Raw genomic sequence first — 13789 nt, 5'->3', positions numbered from 1 at the left:
ATTGCCGTAGGGCCCAAGCGGGAGCGGAGGGACTCCCCGGTCCCGAGGAGGCATCGTTTTGACCCTGGCGGCATTGATCTCCATCGTGGGCACCTGCCTGGGGTTGGTGGTGGCCGCGCTCGGCTTCGGCTTCTCGAGCGCGCCCGGCTGGAGGGACCACCGGCTGCCCGCCTGGAGCGCGCTGATGCTGAGCGGCTACTCGGCCACCAACTCCGTCGGCTCCATGGCCGGCACGTCCGACGCCCTGGTGTCGCTGTGTTCCCGCGGGTCCATGATCTTCATCACGCTGTTCTGTGCCTGCTGGGTGGCGTACGGCGCGCTGTTCCTGGAGGGGCGCTCCCAGGTGCTGGACCGGACCGTGCTGGGCCTGCTGGGTCTGGTGGCGCTCCTCGCCCCGTGGCCGGGCATCCTCTACACCTCGGAGGTGCTCTTCTTCGAGGTGCCCTGGCTGAAGCTCATCTACCGGACGCTCAATCCGACCCTCCTGGGGGATGCGGCCCTCGGGCTGCTCTGTCTCAGCCTGCTGCTTCCCCTGGTGCGCCTGGGCCGTGCCTGGTGGCGCGGGGAGGCGGACGTCGGGCCGGTGGTCCTGGGCATGGCCCTCAACCTCCCCGTCGGCATCAACGACAGCCTCGTCGTGGCGAGGGTCATCACCATGCCGCTCCTGACGGAGGTCAGCCTCATGACCCTGGTGGCCCTCTTCGGCGTGCAGATGACCCGTCGCTTCGTGGCCAACGCGAAGTCGCTGGAGGAACTGCGGGTGGCGCTGGAGGAGAAGGTGTCCCAGCGCACGGCGGAGCTGACGCGGATGCAGGCGGTCCTGATGCGCCACGAGAAGCTCGCGGCCATCGGGCAGTTGGCGGCGGGAGTGGCCCATGAAATCAACAACCCCAGCGCCGCCGTGGCGGCCAACCTCCGCTACCTGCGGGAGGAGCTGGCCGGTGGCCGGCTGCCGGAGGACAGCGGGGAGTGCATCGACGAGTCGCTCGCGAGCGTGCAGCGGATCAGCCGCATCGTGCGGCAGTTGCTCGACGCGGGGCGGGCCGCGGCTGCTCCCGCGCCCTCCGGCTCCCACGAGGTCGCAAGCGCCGCGGACGCGGCCCTGGCCACGGTGCGGGCGGCCAACACGCGGCCCATCACCTTCACCCTGAACGTGCCACGGGGGCTGTACACCCTGAGCAGCCAGGACCTGCTCGAGCAGGTCCTCGTCAACCTCCTGTCCAATGCCATCCAGGCCATCTCCCCCGACAGGACGGATGGAGAGGTTCGCGTGGAGGCCCTGCGCGACGGGGAGCGGGTCCGCATCCGGGTGTCCGACAACGGCGTGGGCATGTCCCAGGACGTGCAGCAGCGCCTCTTCGGGCCCTTCTTCACCACCAAGGCCCTGGGGATGGGAACGGGGCTGGGGCTGTTCGTGTCGCTGGGGTTGCTGCGCACGGTGGACGGCACCATCCACGTGGAGAGCACGCCAGGGCAGGGGAGCACCTTCACCGTGGAGCTGGGCTGGGCCCCTCCACCGCTGGCGCCGCCTGCCCCGGTGGCCCTCTCGAAGCCCCAGGCCCGGCCGAGGCTGCTGCTGGTGGACGACGAGCGAAGCGTGCGCGAGTCGTTGCGCCGCACCCTGCAGGGCCGCTTCGAGGTGACGCTGGCCAGCGGCCCCGAGGAGGCCCTGCGGCGCGTGGAAGAGCCGGGCGGTTTCGACGTGGTGCTCTGCGACATGACGATGCCGGAGGGCGGAGGGCCGGCCTTCCACCGCGAGCTGTGCGCGCGGGACGCCACGCTCGCCCGGCGCACCGTCTTCTACACGGGGGGCGTGACGTCCACGGAGGCGCGCGACTTCGTCGCCCGCTACCCGCTGCCGGTGCTGGAGAAGCCCTTCGACCTGGGCGCCTTCCTGAAGCTGGTCGACGAGGTGCTGCCCGCCGGCTCCTCGTCAGGCCAATGACAGCCATCTCAAACAGCTGACCGCAGGGGTGTGCGTCCCCGCCGGAGTCCGCCGATGACACCGGCCCGGCCCCGCATGGGAGGCGTCTCCTTCTGGAGCAGTTTCAACGATAGGCTGGGCCGGCCACCCTGCCCGGAGCGCTCCCGATGACCCTGGCCCCGCTGCTGTCCATGTTCGCTGGCGCCTGGATGTTCGCGGCGGCGCCGTTCACCGTGACGATGCAGTCCGCGGGCTACTCCGCCCGCTCGAATGGCAAGACGGTCACCGTCACCCGGGTGGTCCCCAAGAGCGTCGCCGCCGAGGCGGGCCTCCAGAAGGGCATGAAGGTGAAGGGCATCGACATGCCGATCAGGGCCTTCATCAAGGTGCCCCTGGCCGAACTCAGCGCGACGGACCTTCAGGACGCACTGCCGCCACAGCCAGCCAAGAGAGCCAGGCCCCTGCCGCGCCCCTCCTGGGAAAGCGGCTGGGCTGGGCAGGCGTGTGTTTGCTGGAGATGAAAGGCTTCTGCGCCGGCTCGGCGTGCGGCTCATGGGCTCCCCGTCAGCGTCCCTCACCTCCCGCTCTGCTCCCGCCCGCTACGCCCAAGAGGGCTCCTGTCCTTCCTATGCTCTGAAAATTAATTATATTTGAGATAAATCGAAGAGCATTCCATCTTGCGCGGCAATGGTGGTCACTCCGGTTTTTTCTGTCAGCTGCTTGGCGAGTTTCATCGGATCTGCCTCAAGCATCTTCTTCCCCAGATGTGTTAAAAATGCAATTCTAGGTCGTATGGTTACGATTAGCCGTTCGGCGTCTTTGATGCTTAAATGAAGCACATTAAGTCGAGCATCAAGTAGCGTCGTGTTGATGATCAAGACATCAACGCCGGCATAAGCATCACACAGCGAATCCATCCAGAGCGTATCAACAATATGCGCGACCTTGATATTCGGCAGATGAATCCTATATCCATATGTCTCTACCCCGTGGTGATGTGCGAGTGGGGTATGCAGCGATACATTCGAAGCCAAAGAGAAGGACTTTCCAACTCCAAGCGTTTCGACGCTGTTCACAAAAGCGCGTGTATAAGATGAGACCGCCGGCTCGTTACCAAGGGCATCAGCAGGTGCCAGGAGCGAGCCTCGCTTGTTGTCTCCTCCGTTGGTCATGGCTTCGATTACCACATTCGCGTCGCATGTATGATCGAGGTGGTTATGAGACAAATAAAGCGCATCCACCCCAGCAGGTGCAATCGACGGAGTGTTCTCTAGCGCTCGCACTAAGGCTCCGGGGCCAGGGTCAACCCATAGATAAAAGCCGTTGAGGTTCCACAAGAGGCCCCCTGAGCGTCGCAACTGCGAATAGACGACGTGGCGCGCCCCTGCTGTCCCTAAAAAATAAAGAGAGTTCCTGGGTAGCATTTTTTACCTTGGCGCAGACCGCAATGGTTGCGCTATTCATACGCAGTCTCGTCTCTGCGCGGCTCGCTTTCGGCCAGATTTGGCTACCCATCCACACCACTTGGGGCTCGGTTCTGTTGCGGATCATTTGTGTAGTTCGCTAAAGTCGCCAAGAAGGTTTTTTCTGTTAGGATGATGTCGTGTTTTGTTAATTCAGCCAGCCTTGCTGGTAAAATTTCTTCTCGCCAATGAGTGCCATGAACTGAATCAAGATAGGGACCACCTGTTTGGAAGTCAGGGAATGGCAGAGTTACGCCAGAAATTGTTCCCATTGTGATATTGTTGGCAGTGGGGTTGAACATGGGTCTTGTGGGGAATGCCCTCTCGTAGTAATTGCCGTCCGCATTCAGGATTGCCGAATCAATGTCGACGCCGCCGATATCTCGAGAGTGGTCGGCGACTCCATCGTTACATGATTGAATCAGCCGGATTTTCCAGAACTTGTTCTTCATGAGCAGGTATTCCTTGCCATCCTGCAAGCGAAGCCCTTTTGCTTTCCAATGGGGGTATCTTCGGACTGCCTCAGGAACAAAACTAGGGGGAAAGGTATGGTTCTCCCAGAGGGAATTCATGAACTCTCCGCCATCTGCATCCAAATAGATGTCAATGTCATCATCAAATGGCAAAAATTCGCCGCTCGTGTAAAACCCGATTAGGAGGCCAGCTCCAATAGCGTGATTGATATTGTTCATCCGGAAAAAAGAATGTATGGTTTTGGCAAGAATTAACTGCTCGTCGATGTGGGCGTCGAGCGCTGGTGAAGGAACTGCAAAATGGAAGTGTTTTGACTTGAGCCCCTTTTGCTGCAATAGTTCCAAGGTTCTTGAATGAAGGGGTTTAGTCTTGTGTTTTGACTTGAATGCGTCGGACATGCAGGCTTCCCGGGGTTGCGTGATCGTGTTGGGTATTATAGTTAGGTAAGATGAACAAGCCGAGAGAATTCGGCGACTCCTGACATGACTTAGTCCCTTCCCGAAATTGACAACGATCAGCGACTGTTCCCTCAAACAGGGGCGGAGCCGGGGCTGAAGGGTGTTGGCGTACGTGAAGGGAGCAGGCCATGGACGCCAGGGAGAGGACGAGGACACCGGCGACCCGGTGGAGGAGCGAAATCGTGATGGTGGACCGTCCATGGCAGATCCACTTCGCGCCCACCCCTCCGCACTGACATTGCAATGACACGCGCGGCTTCCTCCTCCTCCTCCTGTTCATACTGTGACTGTAAGGCAACCACAGCTTCGAATTCGGGAGGAGCGCTGACCCTGTCTTGTTCCATTGGCACGGCACCTGGCGCCAATTCCTACTCTCCAGTTGAACTCTGAGCTGGCGCGCGGTACTTGGACTTCGAGCCACCCCGTGAAAGGGAATGCGAAGCCATGAGCTTCAACAAGACACTGCCTCTGCCTGCCTTGCTGTTCGTGATGGGCGTCCTCGGCGCCGGGTGTCTCCCGGAGGGAGAGCTGACGGAGGCCGAGCGCGAACCCCGTTCCGTGGAGGCCGCGCTCGCATGCGAGCCTGGGACCACGACGACGGCCTGGGCCACGAGCTGCCCGACCTCGCCGCCGGCCTGCACCCCGGGCACCTGGAGGGCGGGCGGACCGGATCCGGACCACACGAACTTCGCGCTGATCAGGGAGTCCGCCCACTTCGCCATCTACTCGGATGAGGCCATCTCCAGCACCACCGCCCAGGCCGCGCTCGACACGCTCGAGAACACCGTCTGGAAGGCCTACTTCGGGTCGCCCATCTTCTTCAAGGAACCACTCTGCAACCTGACGAGCAAGACCAAGGTCAGCGTCCACGTCCACTCCAACTGGGGGCTGTCCGGTGGCGCCTGGAGTTCGACGCGGATGGGGATGTGGATTGGCCCTGGCGCGCTCAATGACCACTGGGGGCTGGCGCACGAGTTCATGCATGCCGTGCAGAGCGTGAGCGGCGGCATGACGTGCAACCAGTCCAACACCTGCGGCTGGATCTACGAGAGCCACGCCAACTTCATGCCGCACCAGCTCCCCGAGTACCGCACCGAGGTGCATTGCTCGGAGATGGCCGTGAACGCCCCCCACGTGTACCTGGGCTCGACGCGCGACCGCTACTGCAACTGGCAGTTCATGGAGTTCCTGAAGGACAAGCACTGCTACAGCGCCGTCAATGACATCTGGACGAGCAGCCCGAGCAACGATCCGTTCTCGCAGATCATGAAGACGCGGGGCTGGAACATCAGCCAGCTGAACGACTTCTTCGGCGAGTGGGCGATGCACAACGTGACCTGGGACTACAAGGATCCGCCCCCCACCAGCGGCGGCAACCAGGGGCCGACCTATCGCGCCAGGTACGGCGCCATCACGAGCAAGACGCGCCCCGAGCGGCGCCTGCGCCTGACCCAGCTCGAGCCGCTGGATGCGGCCTCCGCGACGAACCGGCGGTTCGTGACGCCGGCCGGCTGGGCGCCGCAGCGCTGGGGCTACAACATCGTGCGGCTCTACCCGGAGGCGGGCGCCACGAGCGTGACCGTGACCTTCCGTGGCGTCACGCAGGCCGGCGCGGACTCGGATTGGCGCTGGGGCCTGGTCGCCACGGACAGCGCCATCACCACGCCGCGCTACAGCCCCCTGCAGCGCGGCGCGGATGGCGCGCTCCACTTCTGCGTCAACTCCGGTGAAGCGCTGTTCCTGGTCGTGGTCGGAACCCCGTCGGTGCAGAAGCAGATTGTCTGGGATCAGCCGTACAACACCCTCCACCGCTACCCCTGGATGGTGCAGCTCACGAACGCCTGGCCCGAGGGGTTCAGGAGCGGCACGCAGGAGGCCTGTCCTTCAGGAACGCAGCGTCATTCGAACGGCGGCGGCTGCGTCGTCAGCGGCGTGCCGTCGAGCGTGTACGTCGGACCCTACGCGCAGGTGCTCGGCGGAACCGTGAGTGGGGCGGCGCGCATCGACGACCACGCCGTGGTCCTGTCGGGCAACGTCTCCGGTGGCACCGTCACCGGCCTCTCCGTGCTGACGAACGGCTTCAGCGTGAGCGGATCGGCCAGGGTCGCCTCCACCTTCTACCCGCTGGGCTTCTACGAGGGCCAGCAGTCGGTGTCGGGCACGGCGCAGCTCATCGGCGACCTCGAATACCGGGGCGTGGGCCTGAACAAGTCGAGCGGCACCTACTTCGGGTTCGTCGATCCAAACACCCCTGCCGCTTCGAACACGACGGACGTCACGCTCGCGCCGCCCTACGCCTGGCGGCCGTAGCGCGGCGCCAGCGGGTGCCGGGCCGACGATGCCTTCGGAGATTGCGCCCCTGCGTGCCTTTGCGCAGGATGTGGAATGCGACAAGTCCTTCGAAGCTGCATCCCGGCCGCGGCACTCCTCTGGGCCCTCCTTGCTCCCGGTTGCGGCAAATCCGGATCAGAGCCGCTCCCGGGGGACGGAGGAGTCGTCGCCCGGGATGGCGGCGACGGGGAGGATGGCGGCCCCGTCATCACGCCTGACGCGGGCGGAATCGAACCCGGTCCCATCGACGCCATCATCGCCGCCATGCCCGAGGGCTCCTGGAAGGAGCTGCCCGACACGCAGATGGCGGATGTCTGCCCCCAGCCGTACTCCAGCTACCCGTGCGAAGCGGTGATGATTGCGTGGAGCGGCGGAGCGTACGACTCGCTCCGGGACCGGCTGGTCGTCTGGGGCGGCGGTCACGACGACTCGTCGTACAACAACGTGTTCACGTTCGACCTCGCGTCGATGACGTGGAAGCGCTGGACCGACCTTCCGACGGGCATGACCGGCAACAGCGTCACCCCGGTGATGCGCGACAAGCGGGTCGAGACGTGCGGTCTCTACCCCTCCGTTGCGTCACTCGACATCCCCGACGCGGGCCTGGGCCCCTCCGGCTACGTGCGCCACGAGCTGTGCGACGACCCGAGCATCAGCGCGCAACTGGACTCGCAGCAGCCGCGCAGCGCGCACACCTACGGCAACATCGCCTTCAGCGAGGCGACGGGCCGCTTCTACGTGCTCGGTTCCGTCGGCTCCTATCCCAGCGGTCAGGCCGGCGCTCCACGGGTGATGGGCTTCGACTTCGCGACCGCACGCTGGGTGCGCGGCGCGAACAACCCGGTCCTCGACTACGGCGCGAGCGCCGCCGACGCGCGAGGCCACCTCTGGTACGTCGGGCCGAGGAAGCTCCACGAGTACGACCCGGTCGCCGATGCCTGGACCGCGCACGCGCCGAACGGAGCGGGCTTCTACTACGCGGGCGCGGCCGTGGACACGAAGCGCAACGTCCTCGCGCTGGTCCGTGAGGGCGCCACCGTGTCGACCTACGCGCTGAACGACGCGGCGAAGACCCACGCCACGGTGACCACCACGGGCTTGAGCGAGCCGGTCGGCGGAGCGCCCGGACTCGCGTACTCGCCGGTGCTCGACCGGTTCGTTGCGTATCCGGGCGGTCGCAGGCTGGCGATGCTGGATTTGCAGACCGCGAGATGGGTGGAGCTCACCGGCACGGGCGACGACCCGGGCCCGCCTGCTTCGAATGGCACCTATGGCCGGTTCCGCTACAGCCCCGCGCGCAACGTGTTCGTCGTGGCCAACAGCACCCGGCGAAACGTGTTCATCTGGAAGCCGCCCACGACGGCGCCTTGACGCTCAGGCCTGGTTCGGAGCGCGTGTCCCTACTGCACCAGTCGGCGGATGTCGCCGCAGGCGATGTAGGAGCTGCCATTGGCCATGGTGATGATTTCGTCCACCACGTAGAGGACGTTCTCCTCCCGGATGTCGCGGGGGAAGCGGATGTTGAGATCCGGGTCGTATCCGTCGGACACCACGCGGGCGCGCAGCTTGCTGCCCTCCTTGACGCACTGGATGATGATGCCCGTGCCCACGCTGGTCGTCGTGGGCAGGTCCGCCGCCGAGCTCGCCGTCACCTTCGAGGCCGTGGGCTTGCCCTTGTTCGCTGGGGCTGTGGCCTGGCTCCGCGCCGGCCGGTCCTGTCCCGGCACCACCAGCCGCTTGATGTCTCCCACCACCCGGTAGAAGGTGCCGTCTCCGGACGTCTCCAGCTTCTCCACCACGTAGCGCACGCCCTCCTCGCGCGCGCTCCGGGGGAACTGCACGTTGAAGCTCGTGTCATGCCCCGGGGAGACGGTGTGCACGCGCAGCTTGCCGCCCTCGCGCACGCACTCCAGCACGATGCCCCCGCCCGCGTCGCTGACGGCCTCCAGGCTGTCCGCCGAGCCTCCCGCCGTCCCACGCAGCGCCAGGTCCCCTCGGTTGCGCGTGCCCGCCTGATACGACTGGTCCCTCAGCTCCTTGCGAATTACCGCGTCGTACGTGCGCGACTCCATCCGCTGTGCGTAGTGCGCCAGTTGCTCCACCTCCTCGGAGAGCTCATACGACGCCTTGTCCAGGAGGAGTGACAGCTCGGAGATGACCTCGCGCAGACGCCGGGAGGCCGAGGGCAGGTCCCCCTTGTCCGCCAGCTCGATGGCCTGATCCTTCACACGCGCGATGCGCAGGCGGCTCGTCTGGGCCAGCACGTGCTTGTCCGTCGCCGTCGCCGCCGACTCCGCGGCCGGGGCCAGGTGCGCGAGGATGGGCACCTCGCCCGTCAGCTCCCGCACGCGCCCTTCCACCACCACCTGCGCCCGGAACACCAGGGTGGCAAGCGCCACCGGCCCGGCCACCGACGGCGCCTCCACCGACAGCTCCGCTGCGAGCTGCCGCGGCTCCGTGGCGTACACGTCCCCCAACCCCACCGTCACCTCCTGGCCTTGCGCCGCGAAACGGTAGCGGTTGAGCACGCTTGCCACCTTCACGGTGGACGCGGGCTTGATCACCACCTCCAGGTTTTGCGCCACCAGCGAGCCCAGGCCCTCCATCTCGATGCGGAACACCCCCGCGGCATCCTCGGGCGACTGGATGTAATAGAAGTGCCCCTCGCCGGCATTGGCCATGCCGATGAGCAGGTCCTCGTTGAAGTTGGCGCCGAAGCCCAGCGTCGTGGTGATGATGCCCGCACTGGATCTCTCGCGCGCCATGTCGATGAGCTGGCCCGTGTCCTGGATGCCCGTGTTGGCCTTGCCATCCGTGAGCAGCAGCACGCGGTTGATGCGCTCGCTGGACAGCTGGCTTTTCACGTGGTCCACGCCCTTGAGCCACCCGCCGCTCAGATTGGTGCAGCCGCCCGCGGTAATCCTTGCGAGCGCCTTGCCGATGGCCGCCTTGTCCGTGACCTTCACCGGGGCGAGCATCGTGGCCACCGTGTCGTCATAGGCCACGATGGACAGCGAATCCTCGGGGCCCATGCGCTCCACCAGTTCGTGCGAGGCCTTGATGGCGTTCTTCAGCGGCGCACCCGCCATGGAACCCGAACGGTCGATGACGAGCCCCAGGTTGAGCGAGCGCCGCGCGGACGCCGCGCCCCCCTCCGCCGAGAACGTCACCAGCAGGTCGACCTTGGATGACGTCCCCATGGGCAGGACGGGGTGACTGAGCGTGTACGTGGTCTTCAATGCGGAGCCTTTCGTAAGGGACGCAAGGCAGCCTATTCCAACCCCCTGTCACCCGTCATGACGCCCCGTCCCACCTCGTGACAGCGCGTGAGCGCACGCACAATCAGGTGCGAGGGAGGCGAGCGTAACGCTCTGGCGGGGGTGCTCCGTCCCACGGGGATGACGACACTTCCCAGAGGAGGTGCACCCATGTCCATTCAAGAAACCCCCGGCTCGGAGCCGAGCCGGGAAATGAAAGGCGACCCCGTTCTCCAGGAGGGCTCGCGGGGGGATGCCGTTGTCGAACTCCAACAACTGCTCAACAAGGCAGGCTTCAGTGTGGGAAGCGCTGACGGGATCTTCGGCGCGAAGACGAAGTCCGCGGTGGTGGCCTTCCAACGCTCGCACCAGCTGGTGGCGGATGGCATCGTTGGCGCGCGCACCTGGGCCGCGCTGAGAGAGCCCGTCGTCGTCGTGAGCGGCCTGCGCGCGAAGATCGTCTCCGAGGCGAACTGGGGCATCACGAACGCGGCGGGCATCCACTACCAGCAGGTGCGTCCCATCGACGGCCTCAACGCGCGTCATCAGCTGCCGCTCAACATCGACTGCTCCGGCTTCGTCACGCTCTGCTACAAGTGGGCAGGTGCCCCCGACCCCAATGGCCTGGGCTACAACGGGCAGGGCTACACCGGCACGCTGCTCAGCTACCTGACGCCGGTCTCGTCATCCCAGATCAAACCAGGCGACCTCGTGCTCTGGCATCGCAACGGAGCCGGCGAGCACGTGTCCATGGTGCTCGAGCCCGGCAGCGACCCGCTGCTCGTGTCCCATGGCGCGGAGTCTGGCCCGTACACGGTCCGCTACTCGGCCTCCAATCGAAGCCACTCGGGCGCGAGCGTGGCGTGGTTGAAACTCCCCGCGGTGGACGCGGCGAGGGCCAGGCCCATGCCAGAGGCGCCGCAGGCGCTACAGGCGCGGGAGAAGCAGGCGATGGGCAAGACCGACCCGGCGACCGAGGAGGCGCTGACGCTAGAGCCCGGCTCCGGCCCCGTCAGGCATTGACCCAGGCGGGAGGCGGCACGGGGTGTTTCCGCGTCAGGCGCTGCGCTCCGCGCCGCCCCGCAGTGGAAGCTCGACGATGAACGTGGCGCCCTCGCCGAGGGCGCTCTCTGCCTTCACCGTGCCGCCCAGGGCCTCGACAATCTGCCGCGAGATGTAGAGCCCCAGGCCCAGTCCCCCATAGTGGCGCTCGGACACCGCGCGCTCGAACTTGCCCCAGATGCGCTGGAGGTCCTCCGGCGCGATGCCGATGCCCCGGTCGTGGACCGTCAGCCTCGCGCGCCCGTCCACGGCCTCCACGCCCAGCATCACCGGGTGGCCGGGGCCATACTTGATGGCGTTCGCCAGCAGGTTCGTCACCACCTGCTCCAGCCGCGAGCTGTCCCAGGCGCCCACCACCGGCGCGGGAGCGTGGAGGTGGACCTCGCAGCCCGCGCGCTTCGCCTCGGTGTCGAAGCGCCCGGCCACGTCCCTCACCAGCGCCGCGAGGTCGCACTGTTGCGGTTCGAGCGTGAGGGCCAGCCGTCCCGCGCGGATGTTCGACACATCCAGGAGGTCGTTCACCAGGACGGCGAGCCGCTTCACCTGCCGCCGCATGACCTCCAGGTGGGGCGCGAGACGCCGGGCCATGGGGGACTCCGGCTCGGCGCTGGCCACGCACGCAAGTGCTTCGAGCTTGAGGGTCAGGGTCGTCAGCGGCGTCTTGAGCTCATGGCTGGCGATGCCCAGGAACTCGTCGCGGGCGCTGACCGCCAGCTTCAGCTCGTCCAGGAGTCGCTCCCGCTCCTGCTCCGCCGCCTTGCGCGCGGTGACGTCCACCCCCATCACCACGCCGTGGGTGATGTGGCCCTTTGCGTCGCGCACGGGCGTCGCGCTGTACTCGATGACGCCCCGGCTGCCGTCGCCCCGGATGACGTGGACGGCCTCGGCCATGACCGGCACTCCAGAGGCCATGGCCCGCGACAGGGGCCACTCGTTTGGCTCATACGGCCGCCCGTCGGCATGGAAGCCCGGATAGGCGCGGTACCCCTCCACGTTCAGGGTGGGTTCTGTAGGGCCGCGAATCTGTGTCACCGCCTGCTCGTTGGCGAGGAAGAGTCTGCCGCTGGGCGCCTCCGCGATGTAGACGGAGTGGGGCAGCTGCCGCAGGACGGCCTGGAGGATGCTCCGCTCGTGCATCAGCTGGCGGATGAGCTCTTCCCGCTCGGCCTCCACCCGGACGCGCTCCGTCACGTCCAGCGCCGCGATGCTGAGGCTGGCGACGCGGCCGGCCTCGTTCAGGACGGGCTGGTAGAACACCTCGAAGGTGAGCCCCGCGGTCCGGACGATGGTGGAGCAGGTCTCTCCCCGCAGTCCCCGCTGGAGGAACTCCACCACCTGGGGCTCGTTCGCGTACAGCTCCAGGGCGGACTGTCCCACCACCTGGCCCGGAGCGAGGCCCATGCTCCGCAGCCCCTTGCCCTCGGACACGAGGAAGCGGCCCTCGGCGTCGACCACGGCGAGGACGAGCGGCCCGCTGTTGATGACGGTCCGCAGCCGCTGCTCCGCCAGCACGAGCTGCTTCTCGGCTTCCCGCTGTTGGGTGACGTCGCGCGCGGAGGCGTAGATGAGGCCCGTCTCCGGCACGGGCTCGGCGGTCCAGTCGAGCCACTTCCACACGCCGTCCTTGCACGCGACGCGGACGGAGAGCCCGGGGCCGGCGTCTCCCTGCTTCAGGGCGTCCAGCGTCGCCTCCCCCCTGCCTCGGTCCTCCGGGTGGATGAAGTCCAGGAAGGGCCGGGCGAGGAGCTCCCGCTCGCTCCAGCCCAGGCTGCGCGTGAAGGCCGGGTTCACCCGCTTGAAGAAGCCGTCCATGCCGGCGATGCAAAACATGTCCGGCGCCAGGCGGAAGAAGCGCTCGCGCTCCGCTTCGGCCTCCTTGCGCTCCGTCAGGTCCAGCACGAAGGTGGCATTCTGAGCCAGGGCGGGCAGGCGGACGCTGCCCAGCAGGATGGGCACGCGACGGCCGTCCTTGCGCACGTACTCCTTCTCGAAGGTGCTCGTCACGCCGCGGGCTTCGATGGCCTCCATCGCCCGCTGTGTCACCGCCTGGAACTCCGGCGGGGTCAGGTCCAGGAAGTTGATGCGGCCCGTCTCCAGGTCCTCGCGGCTGTAGCCCACGATGCGCAGGAAGGCGTCGTTGGCATCCAGGATGCGGCCGTGGTTGTCGCTGAACACGAGCCCGATGAGGTGGGAGTCGAAGATGCTGCGGAAGCGCGACTCGCCGGCCGCGAGCTGCCGGGCCAGCGCCTCCGCGCGCTCCCGGGCTTCGTGCTCCTTGCGCAGGAGCACTTCCCGCTCCCGCTCGAAGCGCTCCGGTTCCTGGCTGGCGCAGGGGGGGCGCTCCAGGCGCACCATCAAGCACCGCAGCTGGGGGGCATGGCCCTCGCTGTCCTCGCGCGTGAGCACCTTGGTGAGAAAGGGGAGCGCCTGCCCGTCCGCATCCAGGAACCGGAGCACGCCGCTGCGCCCGCTCCGTCGGCGCGTGCCGTCCAGGAAGAGCGTCAGCGCGTCGTCCAGGTCCTCGGGGTGCACATGCCGGGTGAGGAAGTCCGGCTCGGTCCACCACTGCTCCAGCGGATGGCCCAGAATCCCGGCGGCACTCGGGCTCACGTGCAGCAGCTGAAGCGTCACCGCGTCGGCGGTCCAGACGACGACCTCGAACTGCCGGGCCCAGTCGGAGAGGCCGCGTGCTTCGGTGCTGGCCTCGGCTGTCATCATCCCTGCTCCCCCTTTTGAGTTGAGCCTCCATGCCCAGGCCCACTGTTGATTCTAGGAATGGTCGACAAGGCTGGACGGAGGGGGCGGGGAGGGGGCCCCCTG

General features: G+C 66.5%; 9 protein-coding genes. 5 read left to right on the top strand and 4 right to left on the bottom strand.

What is annotated here, in order from left to right:
* The first annotated feature begins 58 nt into the window (after window positions 1-58).
* Window positions 59-1945 carry a hybrid sensor histidine kinase/response regulator gene (locus D7X12_RS07850; protein WP_147443571.1) on the top strand — a complete coding sequence of 629 codons (1887 nt, stop codon included), beginning with the start codon at window positions 59-61 and terminating at the stop codon, window positions 1943-1945.
* Between the two features lie 146 nt (window positions 1946-2091).
* Entirely contained in the window at window positions 2092-2445 is a 354-nt protein-coding gene (locus D7X12_RS07845) for a hypothetical protein (RefSeq protein ID WP_120624640.1), read from the top strand.
* A 123-nt stretch (window positions 2446-2568) separates the two neighbouring features.
* Here the strand turns inward: D7X12_RS07845 and D7X12_RS07840 are convergent, their stop codons facing one another.
* Together D7X12_RS07840 and D7X12_RS42290 are read right to left on the bottom strand one after the other, a co-directional pair.
* Window positions 2569-3261 (bottom strand): MBL fold metallo-hydrolase, encoded by a 693-nt coding sequence (locus D7X12_RS07840; RefSeq protein ID WP_158619997.1) that lies wholly within the window; start codon window positions 3259-3261, stop codon window positions 2569-2571.
* Window positions 3262-3431: 170 nt separating this feature from the next.
* A complete protein-coding gene (locus D7X12_RS42290) occupies window positions 3432-4259 on the bottom strand; it encodes a hypothetical protein (protein ID WP_147443570.1) in 828 nt (275 codons plus the stop codon).
* A 504-nt stretch (window positions 4260-4763) separates the two neighbouring features.
* On the opposite strand from D7X12_RS42290, the gene D7X12_RS07835 reads away from it, so the two are divergent.
* Complete coding sequence (locus D7X12_RS07835) at window positions 4764-6629, top strand: DUF6055 domain-containing protein (protein ID WP_120624638.1); 1866 nt, start codon at window positions 4764-4766, stop codon at window positions 6627-6629.
* A gap of 75 nt (window positions 6630-6704) precedes the next feature.
* On the top strand, window positions 6705-8021 hold the full coding sequence (locus D7X12_RS07830) for a Kelch repeat-containing protein (protein WP_120624637.1): 1317 nt from the start codon (window positions 6705-6707) through the stop codon (window positions 8019-8021).
* Between the two features lie 29 nt (window positions 8022-8050).
* On the opposite strand, the gene D7X12_RS07825 is transcribed toward D7X12_RS07830, so the two are convergent.
* The gene (locus tag D7X12_RS07825) at window positions 8051-9889 is read right to left on the bottom strand and encodes a vWA domain-containing protein (RefSeq protein WP_120624636.1); all 1839 of its coding nucleotides are present in this window, start codon (window positions 9887-9889) and stop codon (window positions 8051-8053) included.
* A 231-nt stretch (window positions 9890-10120) separates the two neighbouring features.
* On the opposite strand from D7X12_RS07825, the gene D7X12_RS07820 reads away from it, so the two are divergent.
* A complete protein-coding gene (locus D7X12_RS07820) occupies window positions 10121-10930 on the top strand; it encodes a peptidoglycan-binding protein (protein WP_244224425.1) in 810 nt (269 codons plus the stop codon).
* Between the two features lie 33 nt (window positions 10931-10963).
* Here D7X12_RS07820 and D7X12_RS07815 read toward each other — a convergent pair whose 3' ends face one another.
* Window positions 10964-13687 carry a PAS domain-containing sensor histidine kinase gene (locus tag D7X12_RS07815; RefSeq protein ID WP_120624634.1) on the bottom strand — a complete coding sequence of 908 codons (2724 nt, stop codon included), beginning with the start codon at window positions 13685-13687 and terminating at the stop codon, window positions 10964-10966.
* Between the last annotated feature and the right edge of the window lie 102 nt (window positions 13688-13789).

The sequence above is a fragment of the Corallococcus sicarius genome (assembly GCF_003611735.1).
GTDB classification, from domain to species: Bacteria; Myxococcota; Myxococcia; order Myxococcales; family Myxococcaceae; genus Corallococcus; species Corallococcus sicarius.
This window is presented reverse-complemented; position numbering and strand designations above follow the sequence as displayed.